The following is a 25,335-nucleotide window of genomic DNA, read 5'->3' on the forward strand; positions in this document are numbered from 1 at the left end:
GTTCGGATATGCTCCCTTGGGTCGGCTTTAAACCCGAGGAAGCATAGCAAATTTTTTAAGCGCGTAAAGCCATTATCTTTGTGACATATTTTCCGATAATATCAAACTCCAAGTTGACTGTGCTACCCACCTCAACTTGTTGTAAGTTGGTATGCTCTAGTGTATACGGAATGATAGCAACTGAAAACTGATCGTCTTTAGAGTCTACTACTGTCAAGCTGATACCATTTACGGTAATGGATCCTTTTTCTACGGTGATATTTTGTTTGGAAATATCATATTGAAAGGTAAAAATAAAACTACCATTTTCATCTTTCTTTTGGATACAACGCGCAGTCTGATCCACATGTCCCTGGACGATATGTCCATCAAATCTTCCTCCTGCCAAAGTACAACGTTCCAAATTGATCAGGTCGCCCATCCTTAATTGAGCGAGATTTGTCTTTTGCAAGGTTTCATCAATTGCCGTCACTTTATGCTGATCATTGTTCAATCCGACAACAGTAAGGCAAACGCCATTATGACTTACACTCTGGTCTATTTTAAGTTCATTGGAAATAGCAGAACTGACGTAAAAATGGATATTGCTTTTTTCCTGTTCGATATTTTCTATTTTTCCTAGGGTTTCTATGATTCCAGTAAACATGATATTTTTTTTGATTGATTCCAAAGTTACTAAATAATTAAATGAAATATCGATGTTTAGATCGCACAAATGTGGTAGATAAGAGCTCATGGTGATTACATCTGAAGTCAGACTTCACCACCAAATTAAGTTGAATGGCAAACTTGAAAGTTAAGGGGCAATCAACAATTGTGGTCTGTATTGACGTGTAGGGTATATTTATGGATGCAATTGAGTGCGTAAAGATAAAAGTGATAGATAAAATGAGGGCAGGAGATGACCGGTCATTCTGTTGTAAAGATAAATAATGCAAGGGTTAAATACTGTGGCTGGGACTAGTTGAGTGAAGCAACCAAAAAAATAATCTGTTGAAAAATGCAAAAAGATTGTAGTGTACATTGTACACTTACTATTCCTTTTGTGATTGCTATGCTAAAACAAATTTATGGGAGTTGAAAAAAAATATAACAAAATTTTTGTTTATATCATTTGAACCACTATCTTTGTCCTAGGTTTAGGTTGATTGCCTCTTACAAAGAGGTATTTATAAAAGCTTAGCAGGTCGCCCGACCGAATGCTAAGCTTTTTTTTGTGATCGTTTTTTTTTTGATTATTACTCCACTAAACACTTAATAACAAGCTGTTTACTTTCTTTTATAAATTTCTGGGAGGAGGATGAGGGCTGTGTGGTAGCCGTTAACTTTTGAAGGTATACCATGCTGTCAGCATTAGGATGGTGAGATATTCAAATTTTTTCGATTTGAAACGTTCTTTTAACGCATGCAATGCTTTGGATCTCGCATAATAGATGGTTGATGCGGTTGTGTTCAATGTTTCACAAATTTCATCTGTATTCAAGCCTTCCAAAAAACTGAGCTTGCAGATCTGAGCTTGTTGTTTGGGAAGCAAATTGATTTCAGCAAGTAACAACTCGCTGAGTTCTGTTCGGAATATTTTCTTGAGTACATCTTCATCCGGAACTGACATATGCTGCAGAATATCGAGTTCCTCTTTCCGTATTTTGAATTGAGTAGTTCTTTGCATATCGATACAGGCATTTTTAGTAGCGATAAAAAGAAAGGCTTTGAGGCTTTCATAATGCTCTACCTTTTGTCTATTATTCCAGAGTTTAACAAAAACATCTGAGACAATTTCCTCGGCATCGGTTTTGTTGCGGAGATAAGAAAAGGCAAAATAGCGTAAAGAATGACCAAAATGATCCATAAAAAAGCATAAGGCCATTTCATCACCTTCTTTCAGTGTATTGATGTATGATTCTATTTGCCGCATACTTGGTTATTGATCGTTTTACGTTGGCCTTCGGGATATGTTGTGCTCCTTATGGTCAATACATCATTCAATAGGTAAATTCACATTCGAGCCCCGCTATGGATTGCTTGGCTAAATTACATAAAAAACTTGGGTTGTCATGATTCAATCCGGACAACCCAAGTTTTTTAAGATTAAAAAATTAAGAAAGAAATCGATTTATTTTTTAATCATCTTATTCGCTACAATCTCCCATTCCTGTATATGAGCAGGCTGGTGTTCATTATTGACAATTTCATCGAAATGCTGCAGCATTTGTGGGTGCTGTGCCGCGATATCTTTTTCTTCCCAAGGGTCTGTTGCTAAATCATATAATTGCCATTTTGCTTTAGGGTTTTTCTTCAGATCGAGTTTGACGGCCTTCCAGCGTCCTTCGCGTATGGCGATCTGGCCACCCTTTTCTGGATATTCGAAATAGAGATATTGATGTTTTTGTTGGTTCTTTTGACCCAGCCAGGTTGGAAGGAGGGAGAGCCCATTGCTGTGGCCGGGGCTTTGTTGAACCAGCTGAGCGAAGGTAGCCATGAGATCGTATTGGGCCGAAATCAAGTCTGTTTCGGAATTCGCTTTGATGCGGTTGGGCCACCTGACAATTAACGGAACTTTGATACCGCCTTCAAAAACATCCATTTTCAATCCCCGAAGTGAATCGACACTGCGGAAAAAACGATAATCTATGCCCCCATTAAAGCCAGTTCCGTTGTCACTGGAGAATAGAATAATAGTATTGTCATCTATTCCCAATGATTTGATATGCTTCATAATCGTGCCGACCTGGTCATCCAGATAGGTGATCATACCGGCATAGGTTGCTCTTGGATAGGGGGTAGCCGTATAGCCGTCCTGTCCGTAATAAGGTTTGTCATGGAAGAGGTCCTTATATTTATCTACATATTCCTGTGGAACTTGTAGTGATAAGTGCGGCAATGTATAAGGAAGGTATAAGAAAAAAGGTTTGCGTTGGTTTTTGTCGATAAAAGCCAGTGCTTTCTCAGTCATTAGTTCAGGTGCATATTCCTTACCGTCAAACTGTTTGAAGTCCTCCGCCGTGGCCTTACTGGAATCTAAAGGAGAATGGACAAATTTTTCCTTGTTTTGAAGGGGATATTTTGTTTCATTTTCCCAAAGATGTGTTGGGTAATAATTGTGTGCCTGTTTTTGGTCCAGGTAACCGAAGAAATAGTCAAATCCCTGTTTATTGGGGCTTCCGGTGGAATTATTCATTCCAAGTCCCCACTTTCCAATGGCAGCGGTCTGATAACCGGCTTTTTTAAATAGGTGAGCCATGGTATACGTTCCTTCAGGTAGTGGCATCTGGCCACCCTCGAGACTATCTGCGAAACCGCCCAATTCATAATTTCCACGAATATAAGATTGGCCACCATGCTTGCCCGTTAATAACATGCAACGGGCTGGGGCGCATACTGGAGTACTTGTATAGTGGTTTATAAAGCGTAAACCTTCATGTGCCAGCTGCTGGATATGTGGTGTTTTGATCAATCGTTGTCCATAGGGCTCAGTTTCGGCATAACCTAAATCGTCTGCATAAAAAAAATATGATATTGGGCAATTTATGCTGCTTTTTCTTTTGTTGTGCAAAAAGAGTCCCCCATCCGAGGAGGATGAGGGAAAGTCCAACTTTTAGTTTCATTTTTTACGTTCTCCTTCCAATAATTGCTTGAGTTCAGCGACCTTTTCTGGATATTTTGAAGCCACATTATTCTTTTCGCCGATATCATTTTTAAGATCGTATAACTGATCTTCCGGAAGACTTCCTGTTTCTGTATCGGTTAATTTCATGTAGGGGGAACCTTTGCTTGGCGCAATATATTTCCATTCATCCTTTACGATGGCAAGTGTCTGTGCGTGCTGAACCATACTACTACGTCCCTTATTATCTTGACCGGTTAAGGTTTTCAAGAGCGGCGCGCTATCTTTTGCTTCATCTGCCTTTAGTGGAACATCCAATAATTGGGCACTTGTTGCCAAGAGATCTATTTGGCTGATCAATGCATTGGAAACTTTCCCCTGTGCAACACCTTTGCCGCTCACGATAAAGGGTACGCGAGTTCCACCCTCGAAGATACTATATTTACCACCGCGTAGTGGACCTGCAGGTAAATGACCATTTTGCAGGGCCACAGCGCCATCCATATACCCGTCGTCGAGAACGGGGCCGTTGTCGCTGCTGAAAATTATAATTGTGTTTTTGTCAAGTCCCAAAAGTTGCAATTGCTGTTGAATTTGTCCGACGGTCCAATCTAACTGCAGAATAGCATCGCCGCGGTAGCCGAGTTTGCTTTTACCTTTAAATTGTGTTGCTGGCATGCGAGGGACGTGTGGTTCTGTCAAGCAGAAGTAGAGAAAGAACGGTTTGTTTTGGTGTTGTGAAATAAAGTCCTGGGCTTTGTGAAGAAATGTTGTGGAAACTTCTTCGTCTACCCATCTGGCACGTGTTCCACCGCTCATGTAACCGATTCTTCCGATACCGTTGACAATAGTCTGATTATGTCCCTGGCCAGGTGAAGAATGCATTTTGAGCAGTTCGGGATGCTCTTTTCCTGTGGGGTCGTTACCTATTTTCTTTTCATAGTCGACCAGGATTGGATCATTGGCCTCTGCAGCCACGACCTGATCATTTTCAAGGAACACTGTTGGGACGCGATCTGCTGTTGCAGGAAAAATGAATGAATAGTCAAAACCTACATCGTTAGGCCCGGGTTTTATGGGGGCATTCCAGTCTTTTTGGACCTGATTTCCGAGTCCCATATGCCATTTGCCAACAATGGCAGTAGCGTAGCCCGCATGTTTAAATACTTTGGGTAAGGTGATTTTATCAGTAGGAACGATTAGCTTGGCATCTCCGGGCAGAATGCCTGTACCTTCCTGACGCCAGGGATACGTACCGGTCATCAATGCAAAACGGGAAGGGGTACAAGTTGCCGAAGTACTATGAGCATTGGTAAATCGTACGCCGCTTTGGGCGAGCTTATCCAGGTTGGGGGTTTCGATCTGTTTGGCACCATAGCTGCTTAAATCACCAAAACCAAGGTCGTCTGCATAAATATAGATCACATTTGGTTTACTAGCCTTTTGGGCAAAACTAACCGTGGGGAGCGCTGCGAAAAGGCTCGAGGAGAGTAATAACGTTAGGGATAGTGGCTTCTTCATATACGTTAAGTTTTGTTTAAAGGGTATCGTTTGACAATTGACGATACCCAAGATACTATTTTAAATTTGGATTGATATTAACTTCATTTTGCGGAATCGGCCAATGTTCATCTTGGCCAGCCCGGAAGGATTTGCTGGTCACATACCATCGGCTATAAGGGTCTTTACTTCCACCGGATTTTATTCGAAGATTTTTCGCATTTGGAAATGGGGCGCCATAAAAGTCACCTTTCAGTACATCCTTTGCGATACCCCAACGTAGTAAATCCCAATAACGAAGTCCTTCCAATGCGAGTTCCACACGTCTTTCGTTGCGTAACGTCGTGCGCAAGGAGGTACTACTTTGGACGTTAATGGCTGGCATATTAACGCTGCTTCTTTTTCTGACAGCGTTGATGGTTTTGTCGAGTAAGTCGCTGGTAATAGGATCTCCATTTTCGAGTTTGGCTTCAAGGTAACTCAGGAGAACTTCGGCGTAGCGTACAATAGGAACGTCGGCTCCAGAGTTTTGTAAGTTTCCACTAAACCCTTCGTCGTTGAACTTGCGTAATCCGTAGCCCGTACGAGTGGCCTGTTTTGTTGTGGTCAATTGGTCGATAGATAGGGTGGAGTCGGGGTGAGATGTATATTTAAGGTTTTTGAAACGATCACCATTCGTTATCACGGTGAAGGCTAAACGCGGATCCCGGTTTTTGCTGATGTCTTGCGGATTATAGCGCGCATCATCATACGAAAATGCCGTTCCATCGGTGAAACCATAGCTTTCTACAAGACTACCGAGCGGACAGTGAAGATGCCAGCCGCCTGCGATTGCCGGAAAATTGTGCTGAAACATACCGTTTCCGGCAAGATCAACCAAGTACTGCGTGGCAAAAATAATATCTTTACTCGTTTCGTTGGTTCCATTAAATAAGCCTGAATAGTTAGGATCTATGTTATTTTCATTGGCATTGATGATCTGCTCATAGCTTTTGATAGCGTCGGCGTAAGATTTTTCTGCCAGTTGGATGCGTCCAAGGAAAGCGAGGGCTGCCTGTTTGCTTGCGCGGCCCCTTTCTGCGGTCGTCAATTTGCCATAACTAGGTAAGTCGTTTGCCGCTTCCTGCAATTCACGCGCGACAAACGTAACCAATTTCTGTTTTTTCGCTTTGGAAACCTGATTCGCTTCACTGGGCGTTAAAGTTTTGGTAACTAAAGGGGCATCACCCCAGTATTGGGACAGGTAGAAATATTGGCAAGCACGAATAAACCGGGCTTCTGCTTTAAATCGTGCGAGTAGATCTGCTGAAATAGGAGTTTTATCTATATTTTCAAGAAAATAATTTACACGGGCGATTTTCTTGTAGGTATACATCCAATAATTGTCTAAGTTGCTATTATTGCTCGTTAAGGTGCCATCGGATAGTTTGTTGAAAACCGAATTATCACCACGTCTATCGTAGGCATTGTCCGAAGCAAACTCCAGGTAAAGCAGACCGTTATAGGACCACCAATCTGTGGGGCTGAATTCGGCTAGAGAGTTCATTTGTATTTCCGCTTTGTATAATCCTGTCAGCGCTGCTCGAGCATTCGTTTCGTTTGTCCAAAAGGTTTCGTTGGCAAATTTATCCAGTGGATTGGTTTCCAGTTGTTTTTTGCAACTGGTACTTAGGCTTGATGCAAAAAGAATGCATAAGGCCAATTTTATAGGTTTATATGAGATATGTATCATGGTTTTTTATCGATTGGTTAAAAACTAAGGTTAACCCCAAATGTAAAATTGCGCATAATAGGGTAGTAGGCTCCGCTTGAATTGATTTCGGGATCCCATCCTTTTCTATAGTTGCTTTTCGTGAATAGGTTTTCGGCATTTGCGTAAACCCTTAGACCCGACAATTTCCATTTGTTAAGGATGTGCTTAGGAATGGTATAACCCAATTGGATGTTCTTGAGCCGCAGGTAGCTTGCGTCCAGTAACCAGTAGTCCGATAGCAGGGTATTTGGTGTGCCGGTATTCGGCAATTGTTCAATTCTTGGATATATGGCATTTCGATCGGGATTGGCTGCAGTCCATCTGCCATCAGCTTGCCAGCGTTGGATATTGCCGTTTTGTGTCAGCGCAAATCCAGCATAATTGTCCAATAAGCCTTTAACACCGCTTACACCTTGGAGAAGTATTCCTATGTCAAACCCTTTGTAGTTCATTCCGATATTTATCCCGTAGGTGTATTTGGGGATGCGTGATCCAATCACAGTTCGGTCGTACGTAGCGTCTACTTTTCCATCAGGTACACCGTCGGGGCCACTGATGTCCTTGTATCGGATATCACCCGGTTGAGGTTTGGGGTTGATGCTGGTTTGATTGGCATAGCTTGCAATATCGGCTGCATCAATAAACAAGCCATCGGCCTGGTAGCCGTAGTAGGCTTGAATCGGGTAACCGATAAACAGGGTGGAACCATTTCCCACTAAGCCATTCGGTTGATTGATATTGCCGACACCCAAATCGACGACCCTATTTTTGACCGTAGAGAAGTTCAGATTTACGTTGTAAGAAAAATCATTTAATTTTTTTTGATGCCCTAGTGTAAATTCCCAGCCTGTATTTCGAAGTTTTCCAGAATTTTGTACACCTACTTCAAAACCCAAAATTTTGGAAACACTAGAACCTGGGCTCACCAAAATATCGTAAGTATATCGGTTGTAATAGGTACTGCTGAATGTCAGTAAATTTTTAAATAAAGCCACTTCCACGCCCGCATCTGCCGTTCGGGTCGATTCCCAGCGTAGCATAGGGTCAACAATTGTTGTTCGGGCGACCCCTGGAGAAATAGTGTTTCCAAAGGGGTAATTGTAACCCGGATTTAACACATCCTGGTATGGGTAGTTAGAGACAACGCGCTGTTGGACATTATTGACAATATTTTGGTTACCGAGAACTCCATAAGATCCTTTGATTTTCAATTCGTCTATCCAGCTATAGTGGTCCTTTATAAACGATTCTTCACTCAGTAGCCAACCTACTGCAATTGAAGGAAAAGTGGCATACTTTTTATCGGTTGGAAAACGGGAAGATCCATCGTATCGAACAACACCTTCGACCAGGTATTTCTTGGCATAGTTATATTGTATGCGTGCAAATAACGATTCCAATGCCCACTCAGTAGCTGTACCAGTATTTTGTTGTCCATCTGGTGAACCTACATTTAACTCGGTAAGATCATTGCTGGGAAAATTCTGGCGGTAAGCGCTTAAACCTTCGCTGTAGCCTTTCTCGAAAGAATAACCGCCCAATATTTTCAGGGAATGTTCCCCGATCGTTTTATTATAGTCTGCTAAGGCCTGAAACGTTTTATATGTTTCATAAGGAGCAGTTTGATTGAGGCTAGAAGGTCCGAGCGTAATGGAATTGTTGATCCGTTGTGATGCTCTAAAAAGTTTTGTGCGGCCATTCGTCTGCGTATAGCCCCCAATAGCGGACAAGGTCAGATCTGAAATCGGTTTCCAGTCGAGTCTTGCGTTTCCGGAGATATTAGACACTTTTTCTTTGTAGAAAGATTCGCTCTCGAGGAAAGATACTGGTGTCCCCTTCAGGTTATTCCCTGCGCCCCAGTCGCCGTTGCTCAGGCGGATCGGGTATATGGCGGGATAGCGAATCACCTGAGAAATGATATCCGTCATGCTGGAGAAGTCAAGCGTTGCCGGTGCTGCGGGTTCGTCTGTTTCGGTCTGAATTGCTGCTACCCGCGTCGTTAATTTGAGCTTGTCATTGAGGTTTGATATGAGATTGAGGCGGACATTGTATTTGTCAAAATTGTTTTTGATGACAATACCTTTTTGATTGAGAAAGCCCGCAGATAAGGTGTATTGTATTTTATCTGTGGTATTGGATATATTTAAGTTGTGGCCTGTTTGCGCCGCTTGGGACTTGAATGAACTGGTCAAGTAATTACTATTTGGGTAGTTGTCGGGATCCGAGCCATCTTTAAATTTTTGGATCTCCTCTGCGGTGTAGCCTCCGCCGCCACTTGTGGTTTCATTGAGCAAGGAAGCGTACTCCCAAGAGTTGACAAATTCGGGGAACGCTGTTGGTTTCTGGATACCGTAATAGCCATTGTAATTGACCGTTAATTTTCCACCTGTTGCCCCGGTTTTTGTTGTAACCAGAATAACACCGTTGGCGGCTCTAGCTCCATATATCGCAGCGGAGGAAGCGTCTTTCAGTACCGAGATAGATGCAACATCATTTGGATCGATATCATTGAAGGAATTGGTGGGTATACCGTCGACTAAAATAAGCGCGTCGGTACTTGCACCGAACGAACCCACACCACGGATCTGTATGGTATTGTTTGCTGCACCAGGCTGACCAGATCGCTGTATGACGGTCACACCGGGCATTTGACCTGTGAGGGCTTGCGCAAGCTGGGGAACGGAGCGTTTGGCTAGTTGTTTCCCATCAACTTGGGAAACCGAACCGATTAATTCTTTCTTTTTTGTCGTACCGTAGCCTACGACGACGACTTCTTCCAAAGCATCGACCTGTTGGCTAAGTTCAATATTCAGGTAAAGCTGGTTGGATAATGGGATTTCTTTGGTTTGGTAGCCGATCATTTTAATCACGAGTACGGCATTATTATTTGCTTCGATCTGAAAGTTACCACTTTCATCTGTCGTGGTTGCCCTTGTCGAACCTTTTATTATAATCGTCGCGCCCTGAAGCATTGTTCCTTTGCTATCGTGAACATTTCCTTTGAATGTGCGGGTTTGTTGTACTAACGTGTAGTTATTTGGAAGCTCATAAGTCGGATAATTTGTTTTTAACTTCGTTACGACAAGCATATTGTCCTGAAAACTCCAATCGACAGGTTGGTCTTTTAAGAGAACCTGTATGGCTTTTTCTAAAGGCATATTACGAACCTGCGCCTCAATTTTAATGTCGGCAAGTTCTTTACCATTCAACAGAAAGGGGACGCCACTCTGTTTTTGGATGGTACGTAATACCTGCACCAAAGACATTTTTTTGGCGTTAATAGTAATTGATTGTGCGTAGCTAGCTGCAGACAGCTTAACAACACATGCAAGGGTAAAAAAGGCACTAAGCTTCATTTTGGTCTTCCATTGCTTGGGTATGTTCACAGCAATTCGATTTCTATGAACAAGAAAATTAAAATTCATAAATTTGTTGAATTAGGGATATAATCTATTATTAAACTGATTGGGTAAATCGGTCAAAAATGGAGATCGCTATTATGGCCGATTAATGTTCGTAGCATTGGTCGGCTTTTTTAGTATCTCGTTTGGTCTCGTTAGGTTGGTTTTCTCATAATTGTTGTTTTTGGGTTATTTCATGGATAATTGGTTAGTTTGAAACAAAGAGTTTACGAACTCCATTTTCTTGTATCAAGTCAAATTTAATATGGCTACGCTCCAGGATCTTTAGGACTGCCGCGAGACTTTTCGTGCGTTTAATTTCGCCATATAAAAGTGTTTCTTTTATCGGTTGCGTGTAGATGATTTGCAGGTCATACCATTGGCCGATCAGTTGTAGAGCAGTATGGAGGTCCGTTTCATTAAAATAGAATTTATTGTCGAGCCATGCGATGTAATTAGCGGGATCGACCACTTTTTTAGATAGTTGACCCGAAGCTAAGAGCGCTTGCTGATTGGGCTTGAGCTGTAACGTTTGCCCTTGCGCCGATAGATTGATACTCCCCTCTATAAGCGTTGTACTACTTTGGGATTTTGAATAGGTATTTACGTTGAATTCAGTGCCCGTGACTTCAATTTGTTGCCCGTTGGAAAGAACATGGAAGGGTACCTTTTTATTTTTTGCAATTTTAAAATAGGCTTCACCGTCCACTTCAACAACACGTTTGTTTTTTGCAAAATGAAGCGGGTATTTGAGTGTTGTTTTTGCATTGAGCGTAATCTCCGATCCATCTTCCAGTTGGAGTTGCAGCATCGTGCCAGCAGGGGTGTTGACGGTGGCCATCAGATCTCCTTTTAAAGATGCGTTTTGAAGGATAGTACCGTCTTCGTAGGTTAAATTGTCTCCTGAAACCAAGGCTCCTTTCTGACTCGATACCTGGAGCACTTTGCCGTTCGAAAGCCGTATTTCTGCCTGGTTGCTCTGTGCTTCTACGTCATTTAAGACGATTCGATTACTGACCGGTGCAACTTGTTTTCTAACCATGAAATACATCAAACCTCCTAAGATTATGCTTATTAAAGCTGCTGCGTAGGGAAGCAGGTGTTTTATGTTTCTGATAGGAGATGGTTTAACGGCAGAGGTCCGAATAGTTTCTAGGGTCTTTGCTTTTAACCTTTCGTTCCAATCCATTGTATCTGAAGCCTGAAGCTCGCTCCATTGATTCAGGTCGTTTATCAAATCATGGTTATCCAGGAGGTCTTCAAAAAAAACACGATGTTCTGCTGATTCATCCATCCATAACTTTAAATCGGTCTTTTCATCGGACGTTAAGTTGTCGCCGATGTACTTTATGATTAGTTGCTTGATATCATCAGTCAATCTCATGGTATATAATTTTAGATAGATACGGAACAGGGAGGATAAACCTTAGTAAAAAAGTAAAAAAATAATCAGGTGTAGCACGTCGACAAATATTAAGCTCCAACAGACCAATATCGTCAATACCACGTCCAATATAGCTTTGGCATTTATCTTAACGAATTAATTCGCATCTTTAAAGAAGATTATTGTTTTTACTTAAAGCTTGATGGTTAAAGGGATTTATCAGCTGTAACTTGTAAAAGGTCGGCGTTGAAATCAGTTTTGGGATTGCCGCTCCCCGCAGGAACTGGTCGAAATGTATTAAAGGGAATAGGAGGGAACGAGGAGTTCAGGCCTATTCGCCGCTTTGTTTATTTATTTTAAAATATTGTGCTGATGAAAAGGAAGCTAAGTTTTATTTTCCTGCGAATTATAGGGTTTAGTGTATTGACTACCTTTGTCCTTACAGCCATACTTCAGGCAAATAATGCGGCTGCAAAAAGAGCACGTTGCTACATGCCCTTTTTTACAGAATTGTTGCTTTCATTCGTGGCACTTTGTATTGCGATTGGTACGATATCTATTTTTCTAAATCTAAATAAGCAATTCAGAAGCAGTAGGCTCGCACGGGTACTATCCTTTGTTTTATTGCCCGCCGCTATTAGCCTATTGTTTTCGTCCTTTCTGATCCAAGCTGGCGGAGCATCCAATATATTTGAAATGCTCCACATGGCTGCAACCATAGTTCCGGTATGGGGACTGATCTTATGGCAATATAATAGATCTAATCATTGGCTGACTACTACGGCTTACCAACATTAATTATAATGACAGCCATTAAAATCAGGAGTATGCCAAACCATTGGAATCCCGATACAACTTCCTGTAGAACCAACATGGCAGATAAGGTTGAAACAGGGATCTCCAGACTTAAAATAATATTTCCCATCGCTATGCCGGTTTTTGGGATTCCTTTTGTAAATAGTAAGGGTGGAAGAATCGTTCCAAAAATGGCAATCAATAATCCCCACGCTAATGCATTAGGTTGCATATACCGAATAATATCAATGTTCCAAAATGCGACGATGAGCAGCAGTCCGCCTAAGACCAAGAATTGGCTACGTATCGGACTCGGCAGCTCTTTTTCCACTGTGCTTGAAGCATAAATTGCCAGCGCATAACTTATTCCCGCTCCGAAACCCAGTATTATTCCTCTGTAGTCAAGGTCATTATTGTTTTGGAAGAGATTGGTTGCTAAGGTCGTGCCGAGCAAAACAATAATAACTCCTGTTATCTTGCCTTTTGACGGAAACTTTTTCAACAGCACTGCTTCTGCAACCAAACTTATCCAAATGGATTGCATCAGTAAAATAATTCCAACGGATACAGGGATATATTGGATGGAGAGATAGTAAAGTGTTGTTGTTAGACCAAGGGAAATGCCCCAGACCATCAGTTTAATTTTTGATGAAAATTTGATGGCGTTATGTTCTTCTACATTACGCTTTGACAACAGATTAAAGGCCAACAGAAAGAGAAAACCAAACATAAACTGCAGAAAGGTCAACAGACTTGTATGTATCCCTAAATGGTTTGCATATTTCACAATTGTTGCGAGCAGTCCATAGCTGCAAGCGCCGGCAGCAACATAGAGCGTCGATTTATAGTCCTTCATGTTGAAAGTAGTTTTGAAATAAAGCCAACTGTTGTGATAGTGATTTGCTCCAATAAGCAGTGTCGTGTCCTCCTTTTGATTCGATGTAAAGATGCTCGATGTTTTTGTTGGTCAGATGCTTGTGGAATGTACGGTTCATTTCCAGCATTTGCAGGTCTTCAGTTCCACAATCGAGGATATAGCGTTGTTTATTGTGCTTCATTTTATCTTCGTTGCTGTAGATGCGGTCTACATCGTTCAGATTTTTGAAATCGCCTAATACCTTGTCTACCTGATATTGCTGGTAAGCTTGTCCGAAGCGGTCGAAATCAAGAGCACCGCATGAACTCCCGACGATCGAAAATGTCTGTGGATAGGCTATGCCGATGTGCAATGCTCCGTAGCCACCCATGCTCCAGCCCAGTATTCCGCGCGCATTTCGGTTTTGTTGCGTCGGGTAGTGATGATCGATGTAACTTACTAGTTCATTTCCTATAAAAGTGGTGTATTGTGCATGTGGATCGATGGGACTATCTACGTACCAAGAATTGAAATTTCCATCTGGTAGTACATAGATCGTCTGAAATGTTTTTGCTTTTTGGATTAAGTCCGGAATGTCTTCTTGCACGGTACGGGTGGGGTTGCCGCTATAACCATGGAGAATAAAAACTGTTTTATAATTGATCCCGTCTTGCATGTCGGGCGTAATTATAATGGTTTCAATGTTTTTGTCCATTTTGGCACTATGGATTTTTGTCTTAACGACTTTTTGTGCCGCCAGTGGTAGGCTAAGGGCAGAAAATAGGAGTGTGCATACTGTTTTCATAGCTTAAAATTTTGTCTCTATAAGGCAAAATTCAACAGTATAATCTTTAAAAACGTATACACATGTTGATGGAATTATTCTTTTAATTCCTTACGGATGCGACTTAATTGCGTGGGAGTTACACCAAGATAGGAGGCGATATGATGCTGCTTGAGGCGTTTGAAAAGCACCTGATTCTTATGAAGTTCAAGATAACGTTCCTTTGCAGATTCCCACTTGAGCTCGATTTCAAGTGGTTCTTTTTTGACCACCCAATTCTTTTCCAGGTAGGCTATCTGAAAGAGCGCCAAATCATGCTTTGTGCGGACAAGCTCACGGAAAGCCTTGGCTGAATATTGAATTAACTCCACATCTTCGAGTGCAATGATGTTGAAGGTGCTCGGTGTTTCTTCAATGATGGCGGCGGTGGAAGCACAAAAGCTATTTTCTTCAAAAAACATTTTGTAGATAATATTGCCATCAGCGTTTGATTTATAATAACCTAATAATCCTTTGCATATAAAATAATAGTACTTAGCATATTCTCCAGCACGTAGAATATGTTCATTTTTTTTGAACTGCTTGACCTGAAAGATAGTTTTCAAAATTTCTGTCGTAGCTGGGCTAAGCGCAGCATAAGTATTCATTTCGAAGAGGAGTTTTTCTATCATCAGTAGGTAACTGTTTTGTAAATGACCGATCTATCTATTTAACAAAGTTAGTGAAATGATCGCTTCAATTGTACTTTAACGGATTGTAACTTGGAAACTAACGATTTTTACACTAGTCTTTGATGTAGTACTCGGTTCCATTCAGACCGACAAATATTTCCTTGTCGAGGTCACCGCGATAGCCAATAAACAGCGGATACTGCTGTTCACGTAATGGATTATTATAAAGCTCCTCAATATTTGCATATTTTGCTTTTACAATGATTTGATTGGTCTCACTATTTTTTATTCCCTTCAACAAAGTGTGCTCACTGGTAAAATCTACGTAAGGTATTTCTTTTCTTTTGGGGCGGAAAATCAATTTAACTCCTTCCTCAATCAACGCCTTATTTTTTATGCGAAATTCCTCAATGGATTGCTCTTCCGGAAATATTTGTTTTCCGCTCTGGTTGTCTTTGATATGTTGAAAGAGTGTGTTTTGATCTATGCTGTCGCTATAATAAACAGTTGAATTTTTGTACAGATAAATTGTTGTTTCACCTGTTTTAAAATCGGCGGCATTGTATTTATATACTCGTGTTCCCTTTTTATCGATACGGTAGCGTTCGCCATTGAATAGTACCCAAGCATAGTCTTCTGTTCCATATTTAATGATCTCGGGATTATTTACATGGAAAAGTTGGAAATTGTAATCAGCTTCGAATAGTTCTGCTTTTTCAAAAAGTGCCTTTATTTTAACGTTTAGTGATTTGTCACAGTAGCCAAATAAGCTGTTCTGCATGAGTGTCGGAATTAAATCAGGATACACCAAATCCGTTAAAGCTAATTTATCTTGGGCATGAGTAGGTATACTTAAGAAGGTTAAAAGTAGTAAAACAAAATTTCATCCGTTGTGCTATTTAATGTGCATAACAAAACTATCAAATTAGATCTGTTAAAAAATCAATGAAAATAGTGATTTTTAATCGGGGGAATATTAGTGCCAATTCCTCGTTAAAAATTAATCCAAATTTTCTATCTTTGTGGTCTGTTATACTATATCTAACATATTATCTAGTCTTACTCGAAAGACAACTCTAAAAACAGAGTGATTAATGCATTGAAATCTTGTGGTTTTTAATGTACAGATAATCCTATCGACTTATTTCTTAATCTTAAACAAAACAAACGATTATCAAATCGATTGCATTATCACTTTTGCGGTGTATTCAACATTTCAAAATGTGGTGACATGATGAATAAAAATGAATAGTAAACAGTTAATAAGTAGAGATATAGAGCTATTTTACAATAGAGCATCCGAAGAAACTCGACTTGACAAAGGAATGGGCATATTTGAATTTGAAAGAATTAAATCACTCGTAGAAAAATATATACCAACTTCATCTTCAAAAATAATAGACATTGGTGGTGGTACGGGAAAGTATTCGGAATGGCTTGCTAAAAAAGGACATCAAGTTCATTTGGTAGAGCCAGTTGCAAAACATATACAAATAGCCCAAAACAGAGCGAATAGATTAAAGAACAGGTTTTCTGTACATTTAGGAGAAGCTCGAAAATTGGAATTTCCAGATAATTATGCGGACCTAATAATACTGCACGGCCCTCTTTATCATCTTCAAAAAAAGGAGGATAGAGATTTAGCCATTTGCGAAGCTAAACGTATTTTAAAGAATGATGGGATTATTTTGGGATTTGCCATCAATTATACGGCATCAACATTGGTTGGTCTTTTAAACGGCTTAATTCACAAAAAGCCATTTTTTGACATGTGCAAAGAAGAATTAATAAGGGGGATGCACAATCCGCCCGATGATTTCCCTTGGCTTTTAGCAGAAGCATTTTATCATAAGCCACAACAGCTAAAAGATGAATTTATAAATCAAGGCTTAGCCTATCTAAATACTTATGCGGTTGAGGGTATGGCATGGTTGGATAAAGAATACTTTGCCAATATGCTGAATAATAAAAAGCGAAGAACATTAATGGAACTTATTCAAGTTACTGAAAACGACAGCTATCTTTTACCCTTTAGTCCACACATGATGATAGCTGTGCAAAAAAAATATAATTATGGAAAATAAAGAAAAATATTACATAGCATTAATAGAAAATGACGGTCAACTCAATGAAATTGACCTCGGGAAAAAAATAGGACTTAATGAAGATGAAACAAACGAAATAATTGTACAGCTTCTAGCTGAACATAAAATTGAATATGCAGAAAAAAGAGCGTGTAATTATAGTCTAATGAAAAGGGTAAGAAAGAAAAATAACAGTAGGTAATGATAGCTAAATTTTACAATGAAACATTGTCTAAACTGGAAACGGCAATCAACGAATTGGAAATTGAAACCGATTGCGCTGTACAACGGATGGAGGCTGTTATACACTTTATCCTTGAAGCACAGCCCTGAGCTTCCATTGGATCGAACCCGGCCGCCCCTTCTTTCGAATCCTAATAGCTTTAAAACAAGAAAAGCTAATCTTTCGATTAGCTCTTTTCTTTGTGATCCCGCTGGGATTCGAACCCAGGACCCATACATTAAAAGTGTATTGCTCTACCAGCTGAGCTACGGAATCTTACTTCTTTGTTTTTGAACTACCGTTCCTTGTTTGAAGTGATGCAAAGATAGGGTTAATCCCTATTCCACGCAAGTATTTGTGCGATAAAAATGCGCTACGGCCGTTTAGCGCTTCATTTTTAGTGATTTATTTTTTTATTTAGGATAGAAATTCCCGGTCTTCATCCGATAATTGGGACTTTCTGTCGCTGTTTTCTTCTTCCGATTCGTCTATTTCTTCCTCTTCATACGCCCGCTGTTTCTTTTTTCCGATTTTCAATAGAGATACAAATACAATTCCCGCGATAAAAAAGGCCAATAGTAGCTTCCATAGTGCCACCTGTGATTCCCCGAGAAAATTGAGCTGCACCGATTGCGGATTTTTGACACACACCACTGTGATGATAACCGTTATCAAGACTAAAAAGATATTACGCATGTTACTGTAAACTATATGTCGTTATTCTAACAGCGAATATAGGGAATATCTGTTTTTAATCGATATCGATCTTTGCACGATTTAAGCGTAAAGAATTCAAGATAACCGAAACGGAGCTGAAACTCATTGCAGCGGCAGCAATCATCGGGGACAGGAGAATTCCGAAAGAAGGATATAGAAGTCCGGCAGCCAATGGAATCCCGAGTATATTATAGACGAAAGCAAAACCCAGGTTCTCCTTAATATTACGGAGCAGTTTTTGGCTCAGTACCTTTGCTTTGGCTATTCCGATAAGGTCTCCTTTCAGCAAAGTGAGTGAAGCACTTTGTATGGCAACATCGGTACCTGTGCCCATGGCAATGCCAATATCTGCTTGAGCAAGGGCAGGGGCATCATTGATACCATCACCAGCCATCGCTACCACATGACCTTTTTGCTGTAATGTATGAATTTCCTCCAACTTATCTTTGGGCAAGGCATTGGCTTTGAAATGCTTGATGCCAACTTGATCCGCCACAGCCCTTGCCGTATGGATATTATCTCCCGTCAGCATAACGACATCGACTTTATGCTGTATAAGATATTGGATTGCACGCTTCGAAGAGGCTTTTATTTGATCTGAAATACTAAAATACCCCAATAAGCTACTGGCTTTTGCCAGGAAGGATACTGTCTTTCCATGGGATTGGGCGGTTTCGGCCATCTGTTTCATATCATGAGGGATTGCTATGCCGATAGACTCCATCAACAATTGATTGCCCAGTGCTATGCTATGTCCAGCTATGTTTCCCTTGATTCCTTGGCCGGCAACATTTTCAAAATCGGAAACTGCAAGGTCCGTTTTACTATTTTCCTTTTTTGCCCTTTCAATAATAGCATGGCCCAAAGGATGTGTGCTATTGGCGTTTAAAGCGGCAGCCAAAGACAATATCTCGTCTTTGCTGCTTGACGAGTTTGGCTGAATATCATCAACGGTGGGTTTTCCTTCGGTGATGGTACCTGTTTTGTCTGTTAGTACCACATCTACTTGGTTCATTTTTTCCAGCGCACTTGCATCTTTGATCAGGATCCCATGTTTGGCTCCCTTGCCGACGCCCACCATGACAGACATCGGCGTAGCAAGTCCCAAGGCACAGGGGCAGGCGACAATAAGTACGGCAAGTGCGTTCGCAAAGCCGAATGCTAAGGAAGCGGAAGGAACCCAAAGCCACCAGGTAAGAAATGTCAAAATTGCAATGATTATGACAATCGGGACAAATATCTCGGATACTTTATCCGTTAATCGTTGAATGGGTGCCTTGCTTCTGCTCGCATCATTGACGAGTTGAATGATCTGAGCCAAAAGTGTGTCCGAACCGATACGTTCTGCCTTCATGAGGAAACTGCGGTCGCCATTGATTGTTCCTGAACTGACATGATCTCCTGTTTGCTTTTCTACGGGAATAGGTTCACCCGTCAGCATGGATTCATCAATGTTACTGTTGCCATCCGTAATCTGCCCGTCAACGGGGATTTTGTCCCCGGGTTTTACTTTGAGTATATCTCCGAGTTGAATTTGATCTATGCCGATCTTTTTATCTATTCCATTTTCTACGCGTGTAGCTTCGGAAGGGCTCAGCTTGATCAGCTCTTTGATTGCCGAATTGGTTTTGGAATGTGCTTTGGCCTCCATCACCTGGCCTAATAATACCAAAGTCAATATGACGGTAACGGATTCGAAGTAAAGTGCAATGTAGCCATGGTGATTTTTTAATTCAGCAGGGAACACCTGCGGAAAAAATAGGCCAACCAAACTATAGACAAACGCAGCTCCGGCACCAAGTGCAATCAGGCTAAACATATTAAGGCGCCAGGTTTTGAAAGATACCCAGCCCCGTTGAAAAAAAGACCAACAGGTATAAAAAACAACCGGCAGGGATAAAGCCAGCTGAATCCAGCCAGACCAACTCGGCGAAATGATCTTACCTATTGGATTACCGGGAAGCATTTCGCCCATGGAAAGTATAAAGATCGGGACCGTAAATAGGATAGAGACCCATAATTTCATGCGTAGATCACGATAGGTATGATCGTCGCCCTCATCATTCCCATTGGCTATAGGCACAAGGTCCATACCACATATAGGGCAATTTCCAGGATGATCTTGTACAATCTCAGGATGCATAGGACAGGTATATTGATGGTCTGTCTTTAACATGGGGACCTTTTCCAGGTTCATGCCGCATACCGGACAGTTTCCGGGTTCGTTATAGCGTTTGTCGCCCTCACAATGCATCGGACAATCGTATTGATCAGCGGACGTATGACCATGTGCTTTGTCAGGTGTAGATATTGTCTGTGATTGATGTACCGTGGCATTTGACTGAGCGGAATGATTGTGTTGCTGTTCGTGTTGGATATGCGAGGTCGCTGCATGCTCAGTTTGTAGCTTATTTTTAATTGCTGTTTCTGCATCGAGCTTCACCAAATGCATACCACAGATCGGACAGTTTCCTGGTTGGCTGTACGTTTTTTCACCTTCGCAATGCATGGGACAGCCATATCTCTCCGAAGCTTGTGCTACAGTGTGTTGATCGGACTGTAAATTACCCTGATGCTTATGTATTTCGCTGAGCTGATAAGGACCTAATTTTGATATGATTTCCTGTAATTGCTGTAACGGAATATGTTTCTGGGATGTTACTGTCATGCTTGGCGGGTTTAAAGTTACCTCGGCATGAACCCCAGGAAGCTCATTCAATGCATGTTCGATTGTGGTTCTACATCCATCACAGGACATTCCCGAAAGTGTATAGTGGTGTTGCATAGCGTTGTCTTTGTTGCCTAAAGTTAAACGTTATATCGAGGTGATTTTTACACTTTTACCGGGTTTTCTTGTAAAATTTCCCGTTGATAATATGTGCTTCCGGTTTGCTCTCATTTTCTAGGTCGAACCAGCGTTATAGTCTTCCGGAAACGAAATATGGTGTAAAAAAAACAGCGAAACTACGCTATGGTAAACACAACCGAACTATGTTTTGTTTGCTCTGGGGATAGGTATGGGATAGGGGAATTTCCCTTTGATTAAGCCAGTAGCATTACTTGGGGATGTTTTATCAATGTATTGATGGTTACTTGTTCTTTCAGAACTGCTTCGTGAAAAGGCGCCGGGATCATCAATTTAAATATTTTTCGGGCGGTTTTTACTAGGAAAAGAGCACCGTGAATCACTTGCTTATCGTCGATGATCAACGTGTGCTGTGTTGCCGGCTGATTGCCTAATTTTTCCTTTTCGATGAGTTGTATTAGTTGTTGCATTGTATCAGAATATTTAGCCAAAATTACCAAATACTTAGCATTTATTGTTTTTTTTCTAATCGTTGCTATTTGAAATTTATCCACTGCTTTCAACCTTTTTTTATTTTTTTAATAGCTAATAATCGTTTTAGCAAAGAAGAGATTTCAAAACATAGCGCAATCGATTGCGTATTTATTCTGCTAAAATGCTAAATATGAGAAGGATGTATTTGCTAAAGTTTGTTTAACTTTTTTAGCTTTGTGCAACAAATATCCAATAAAACAACATTATGAGTGGTATAACTACACTAGGTCAATTTATCATTGAAAAACAGGCCGATTTTCCGTATGCTAAAGGGGAGCTTTCCAGACTACTGCGCGATATTGGAATCGCAGCAAAAATTGTAAATAGAGAGGTTAATAAAGCGGGATTGGTTGATATTTTAGGCGATGCAGGACAGGTCAATGTGCAGGGCGAGGGACAAAAGAAACTGGATGTTTATGCCGATGAGCAGTTTATCAAAGCGCTTCAAAGTGGGGGAGAATGCTGTGTAGTTGCCTCAGAGGAACATGAAAATCCAGTGTATATCCAATCAGGGGTTTCCAAAAATGCGAAATATATTGTGTGTATTGACCCGCTGGATGGCTCAAGCAATATCGATGTTAATGTATCTGTGGGGACGATTTTTTCCATTTATCGACGAATTTCTGATACGGGTGTTTCTTGTAATAGCAATGATATTTTACAGCATGGAACGAAACAGGTCGCTGCAGGTTATGTAATCTATGGTAGTTCAACTATGTTGGTGTACACAACAGGAAAGGGCGTAAACGGATTCACATTGGATCCTTCGATCGGCGAGTTTTGTTTATCCCATCCCGATATGAAAATTCCGGCTTCGGGTCAAATTTATTCGATTAACGAAGGAAATTATTCCAAATTTCCAAACGGCGTTAAGCAATATATCAAATATTGCCAAATGGAGGACAGTGCAACGCAACGCCCCTATGCATCGCGGTATATCGGCTCAATGGTCGCCGATATACACCGCAATCTCCTCAAAGGGGGCATCTTTCTTTATCCAACGACTTCTGCGCACCCTAATGGTAAACTAAGATTGATGTATGAGTGCAATCCAATTGCCTTCATCATTGAGCAGGCAGGGGGTAAAGCTTCGAATGGATCTCAGCGTATACTAGATATTGAGCCAAAAACTTTGCATCAGCGATCAGCAGCTTTTTTGGGTAATACCGATATGGTGGAATTGCTGGAAGATTTCCTGGAAAAATACAGTGATTGATTCTGTAGTGATTCAATGACAGGTAAGATTCTTTAGACAATAAGAATTATTTATCTTTGTCCTCAGAAAATGGCTTCATTATTGCGAAGCCATTTCTTTTTCACGATTTGTAATATGTTACGATTTTTAGTTTTTATTTCATTTGTTTCAGTAGTATTTTTTTTCTTGTAAAGATAATCCTCCGACTTATGGCGATGTGTTGGCGAAAGAGTTTGAAAATAAGTCCTATAAGGATTTTGACACAGCAGCTTATGTAAAAGTCTTCCGTGAAGTGTATGGCAAGGAAAAACCTCAATTGGTTAATCCGAGCTGGATGAAGGAATTATCGGATTCTACTGAAGGGATGACTTTAATTGCCGAACACCTTTTTGACGGTAGTATCGACACCATGTTAACGTACTTTGAACGAAGCGATGCGCATGGTATTCGAACTAGTTATTTCCATACGGCTGCGATTAAGGAAACATTATCTTCGCTTCGAAAACTGAAAACCAAAGATGTTGCTGAAGTTTATCCCTTATTGGCCAAACTTGACTTATTGAGTACTGATGGGCTGGTGGCTTATATTAGCAGCATAAAATATGGTGTGGTCAACCCCAAACGCCTTTATGGACGATATTTCGTTCCTCAAAAGCGTATGAGCTATGGCAAAGTTGTACAAATGCTGGATAGTGTAAAAATTGGAACTGTGTTGACCGATATCCAACCTAAAAATCAGTATTACACCAGGTTTCAGGATCTATTGGAAAACGGGAACCTAAACAGTGCACAACGAAGCCAGGTGTTAATGGTATTGGAAAAATTGCGCTGGATGGGAGATGCTTTTCCGGAGAAATATGTATTTGTGAACATACCTGAACAACGGTTACATATTATGGAAGAAGGGAAGACAAGTCAACTGATGAATGTGTGTGTAGGTGAAACTGATAATCCCGCCTATACGCGGAAAGGTGAGAATCACGAGACGCCTGTCATGCAAGGGGTGTTGGATGCCATGCAAGTAAATCCTGTATGGAATATTCCAAGCAGTATTGTCAAGAAAGAGTTATTGTCAAGCGTTCGAAATAATCCAAACTATCTGGCATCGCGCAATATGGTGGCTTATTACAAAGGAAAACAAGTGGACCCTGCAACGGTCAACTGGAATTCGGATTCTGTGGAGAATTTTCGTTTTAAACAAAATCCTGGTTCGGATAATTCATTGGGGAATGTGAAGTTTTTGTTTGAGAACCCCTATTCCATTTACCTTCACGATACGCCTGCAAAACAAATGTTTGGGCAGAGCAATCGCGCCGTCAGCCACGGTTGTGTGCGTGTTGAAAAACCCGTTGATTTGGCGTCATACCTTGTCAATAATGAAAAACAGGCCGAAAAAATTGCAAAAGAAATTACCACAGATTCGATCTCAAAATCACGTTGGGTAACACTTAAACGGCAGATGCCAGTTTATATCACCTACTATACAACCTGGTTGGATGACGAAGGGAAAATCGTTACTTATCCGGATATATATGGTTATGATCCGCGTTTGAAGGAAGCGTTAAAGAAATATTGGACAAATTAATCAAAAAGGCTTAACTCATTTAGTTAAGCCTTTTTTATCGCTAGTATTCAGAGTTGTAGGCTAGTGCTATCCGGACAAAAGGATAGTCTTTGTTGACATTGTTATGGTCTTGATAATGACCTTCCAATCTAAAGTAACCGGAGTAAAGATTGACACCGAAATTTTTCCAGATACGCATTGAAGCACTCGTGGATGCCGTATGTAGAAAATGGTGGGATTTGTTGCCACTGATTGTGACAAAATATCCGCCACGATAATCTACACCAAATTTAAAGCGGTTTAATGTGCTCAATGTGGCTGAAGCCCTAACATCGGCTCCGGGGCCATAATCGTATGTGCGGCTTTCACCAAAATGGAGATAAGGATCGGGTACAGCGGCCAGTACCACTGGACCACCACCAAGGATGGTTGTCAGCTTGGTACGGCTACCAATATTGAAGTTTGAAAAGACATTGTAATTGATACTCTGTGACCCATAGTAAAAGGCTTCATTGCGTAGAAAGTCGAAATGCGCAGACACGATACCACGATGACGTCCTGTCAAATTGGATAAAATACGGTTACCGTATAACGAGGCATACACATTGACCGCATTGACGATGGAACTATCATCTGATCCAAGTTCCAAATTGAGGAAGAAGTCATCAAAGGGTTTCTTTTTGTCTAGATCATCGTTGGTGTAAATCAGTTTGATACGCGCATAGATGTCATTCTTTCCTTTATTCAAGATGTCATGTTCCTTGGCATCAAACCGTCTTAGCCCCAATTCAACTTCGGTGTGTACTAAAGAACTGTCGACCACCGCACCTTTTACCTTATCTCCCCAGCGCCCGTCGAGCAGACGGTTGAGTCCGTTTATCGGATTGATCAGCATGGCCAATAGTTCTTTTTTATTACGTTGTCCTTTGGTCAGACTCGGGCGCGAAAGAATATGATGCGATAGTCTATGGGTCATTTCACCTAAAATAGTACCACCAAAACTTGTGTTGATGATATCATTGATGGATGGTGGTTCTGTTTCACCTGCAGTTTCCCAGATATAGCTACCAGCTACGGTTGCTGCTGTCGATTGTAGAAAACTATAGTTGTTGGATCGGAACGAATTGAAATAAAACTGACCGTGATAAGGGTGCGCCATTTGATTTGTGGCAAAGAGATTGTCGTCCCAGGTCCAGGCAGACAGTTTTAAATGGCTAAAGAAGTTTTTAAAGGAAATATGCGAAACAGGATCTTTTCGAATGAAGTAATTAACCGACGCAGGAATAGCTTGGATGGAAAACCACTCAATTCCCGCCCTTAAGAAGTTCTTCTTTTGGTAGTCGAATAGACTGTCTGTTTGTTTTACGTTGATAAGATGATTGTTCCAAAGTCGTGGTTGCTTATCGTGGTACATGGGATATTTTTCGACAGGTTTCGCTCGAAATAGGCTATCTGAAGTCATTA

Annotated in this window: 21 protein-coding genes and 1 tRNA gene; 6 read left to right on the top strand and 16 right to left on the bottom strand. The window is 41.0% G+C overall.

Annotated features, from left to right (window positions below; translation table 11 throughout):
* Nucleotides 1–55 precede the first annotated feature (55 nt).
* The 7 genes from BV902_RS11330 to BV902_RS11360 all read right to left on the bottom strand — a co-directional run bounded on the left by BV902_RS11330 (nucleotide 56) and on the right by BV902_RS11360 (nucleotide 11,642).
* Nucleotides 56–646, bottom strand: a complete 591-nt coding sequence (locus tag BV902_RS11330; protein ID WP_075994726.1) for a riboflavin synthase — start codon at nucleotides 644–646, stop codon at nucleotides 56–58.
* Between the two features lie 675 nt (nucleotides 647–1,321).
* A complete protein-coding gene (locus BV902_RS11335) occupies nucleotides 1,322–1,915 on the bottom strand; it encodes an RNA polymerase sigma factor (protein ID WP_075992019.1) in 594 nt (197 codons plus the stop codon).
* A gap of 198 nt (nucleotides 1,916–2,113) precedes the next feature.
* Nucleotides 2,114–3,592, bottom strand: a complete 1,479-nt coding sequence (locus BV902_RS11340; RefSeq protein ID WP_216640462.1) for an arylsulfatase — start codon at nucleotides 3,590–3,592, stop codon at nucleotides 2,114–2,116.
* A 9-nt stretch (nucleotides 3,593–3,601) separates the two neighbouring features.
* Nucleotides 3,602–5,125, bottom strand: coding sequence for a sulfatase-like hydrolase/transferase (locus tag BV902_RS11345; protein ID WP_075992020.1), 1,524 nt, complete (start codon nucleotides 5,123–5,125; stop codon nucleotides 3,602–3,604).
* A 55-nt stretch (nucleotides 5,126–5,180) separates the two neighbouring features.
* Nucleotides 5,181–6,836: a RagB/SusD family nutrient uptake outer membrane protein gene (locus BV902_RS11350; protein WP_075992021.1), complete on the bottom strand. Its 1,656-nt coding sequence runs from the start codon at nucleotides 6,834–6,836 to the stop codon at nucleotides 5,181–5,183.
* Between the two features lie 17 nt (nucleotides 6,837–6,853).
* Nucleotides 6,854–10,243 (bottom strand): SusC/RagA family TonB-linked outer membrane protein, encoded by a 3,390-nt coding sequence (locus tag BV902_RS11355; RefSeq protein ID WP_172840665.1) that lies wholly within the window; start codon nucleotides 10,241–10,243, stop codon nucleotides 6,854–6,856.
* 223 nt (nucleotides 10,244–10,466) lie between these two features.
* Nucleotides 10,467–11,642, bottom strand: a complete 1,176-nt coding sequence (locus BV902_RS11360; protein ID WP_075992022.1) for a FecR family protein — start codon at nucleotides 11,640–11,642, stop codon at nucleotides 10,467–10,469.
* Between the two features lie 372 nt (nucleotides 11,643–12,014).
* Here BV902_RS11360 and BV902_RS11365 point away from each other — a divergent pair, with 372 nt between their 5' ends.
* Nucleotides 12,015–12,440, top strand: coding sequence for a hypothetical protein (locus BV902_RS11365; RefSeq protein ID WP_075992023.1), 426 nt, complete (start codon nucleotides 12,015–12,017; stop codon nucleotides 12,438–12,440).
* On the opposite strand, the gene BV902_RS11370 is transcribed toward BV902_RS11365, so the two are convergent.
* The 4 genes from BV902_RS11370 to BV902_RS11385 all read right to left on the bottom strand — a co-directional run bounded on the left by BV902_RS11370 (nucleotide 12,421) and on the right by BV902_RS11385 (nucleotide 15,529).
* Nucleotides 12,421–13,293: an EamA family transporter gene (locus BV902_RS11370; RefSeq protein ID WP_075992024.1), complete on the bottom strand. Its 873-nt coding sequence runs from the start codon at nucleotides 13,291–13,293 to the stop codon at nucleotides 12,421–12,423. The two genes, BV902_RS11365 and BV902_RS11370, sit on opposite strands and share 20 nt — an antisense overlap.
* On the bottom strand, nucleotides 13,280–14,098 hold the full coding sequence (locus BV902_RS11375; protein ID WP_075992025.1) for an alpha/beta hydrolase: 819 nt from the start codon (nucleotides 14,096–14,098) through the stop codon (nucleotides 13,280–13,282). The genes BV902_RS11370 and BV902_RS11375 overlap by 14 nt, the downstream gene beginning before the upstream one ends.
* Nucleotides 14,099–14,172: 74 nt before the next feature.
* Complete coding sequence (locus BV902_RS11380) at nucleotides 14,173–14,748, bottom strand: Crp/Fnr family transcriptional regulator (RefSeq protein WP_075992026.1); 576 nt, start codon at nucleotides 14,746–14,748, stop codon at nucleotides 14,173–14,175.
* A gap of 112 nt (nucleotides 14,749–14,860) precedes the next feature.
* A complete protein-coding gene (locus tag BV902_RS11385; protein WP_075992027.1) occupies nucleotides 14,861–15,529 on the bottom strand; it encodes a hypothetical protein in 669 nt (222 codons plus the stop codon).
* A 463-nt stretch (nucleotides 15,530–15,992) separates the two neighbouring features.
* Here BV902_RS11385 and BV902_RS11390 point away from each other — a divergent pair, with 463 nt between their 5' ends.
* From BV902_RS11390 to BV902_RS28450, 3 genes are read left to right on the top strand one after another with little or no spacing between them, the layout of a single operon-like run.
* A complete protein-coding gene (locus BV902_RS11390) occupies nucleotides 15,993–16,832 on the top strand; it encodes a class I SAM-dependent methyltransferase (RefSeq protein WP_075992028.1) in 840 nt (279 codons plus the stop codon).
* On the top strand, nucleotides 16,822–17,034 hold the full coding sequence (locus BV902_RS11395) for a hypothetical protein (RefSeq protein ID WP_075992029.1): 213 nt from the start codon (nucleotides 16,822–16,824) through the stop codon (nucleotides 17,032–17,034). Before BV902_RS11390 ends, BV902_RS11395 begins: the two co-directional genes overlap by 11 nt.
* The gene (locus BV902_RS28450) at nucleotides 17,034–17,165 is read left to right on the top strand and encodes a hypothetical protein (protein ID WP_257787019.1); all 132 of its coding nucleotides are present in this window, start codon (nucleotides 17,034–17,036) and stop codon (nucleotides 17,163–17,165) included. Before BV902_RS11395 ends, BV902_RS28450 begins: the two co-directional genes overlap by 1 nt.
* Nucleotides 17,166–17,258: 93 nt before the next feature.
* Here BV902_RS28450 and BV902_RS11400 read toward each other — a convergent pair.
* The 4 genes from BV902_RS11400 to BV902_RS11415 all read right to left on the bottom strand — a co-directional run bounded on the left by BV902_RS11400 (nucleotide 17,259) and on the right by BV902_RS11415 (nucleotide 21,141).
* Nucleotides 17,259–17,331 (bottom strand) — tRNA-Lys (locus tag BV902_RS11400).
* Nucleotides 17,332–17,472: 141 nt separating this feature from the next.
* Nucleotides 17,473–17,751, bottom strand: a complete 279-nt coding sequence (locus BV902_RS11405; RefSeq protein WP_075992030.1) for a lipopolysaccharide assembly protein LapA domain-containing protein — start codon at nucleotides 17,749–17,751, stop codon at nucleotides 17,473–17,475.
* Nucleotides 17,752–17,806: 55 nt separating this feature from the next.
* Nucleotides 17,807–20,557, bottom strand: coding sequence for a heavy metal translocating P-type ATPase (locus BV902_RS11410; protein ID WP_075992031.1), 2,751 nt, complete (start codon nucleotides 20,555–20,557; stop codon nucleotides 17,807–17,809).
* 257 nt (nucleotides 20,558–20,814) lie between these two features.
* Nucleotides 20,815–21,141, bottom strand: coding sequence for a hypothetical protein (locus tag BV902_RS11415; protein ID WP_075992032.1), 327 nt, complete (start codon nucleotides 21,139–21,141; stop codon nucleotides 20,815–20,817).
* A gap of 176 nt (nucleotides 21,142–21,317) precedes the next feature.
* Between BV902_RS11415 and fbp the strand changes: the two genes are divergently transcribed.
* Nucleotides 21,318–22,328, top strand: coding sequence for a class 1 fructose-bisphosphatase (gene fbp, locus BV902_RS11420; protein WP_075992033.1), 1,011 nt, complete (start codon nucleotides 21,318–21,320; stop codon nucleotides 22,326–22,328).
* A gap of 196 nt (nucleotides 22,329–22,524) precedes the next feature.
* Nucleotides 22,525–23,892, top strand: a complete 1,368-nt coding sequence (locus BV902_RS11425) for a L,D-transpeptidase family protein (protein ID WP_075992034.1) — start codon at nucleotides 22,525–22,527, stop codon at nucleotides 23,890–23,892.
* 40 nt (nucleotides 23,893–23,932) lie between these two features.
* On the opposite strand, the gene BV902_RS11430 is transcribed toward BV902_RS11425, so the two are convergent.
* Nucleotides 23,933–25,333, bottom strand: a complete 1,401-nt coding sequence (locus tag BV902_RS11430) for a DUF3943 domain-containing protein (RefSeq protein WP_172840666.1) — start codon at nucleotides 25,331–25,333, stop codon at nucleotides 23,933–23,935.
* Between the last annotated feature and the right edge of the window lie 2 nt (nucleotides 25,334–25,335).

The sequence above is a fragment of the Sphingobacterium sp. B29 genome (assembly GCF_001952815.1).
Taxonomy (GTDB): Bacteria; Bacteroidota; Bacteroidia; order Sphingobacteriales; family Sphingobacteriaceae; genus Sphingobacterium; species Sphingobacterium siyangense.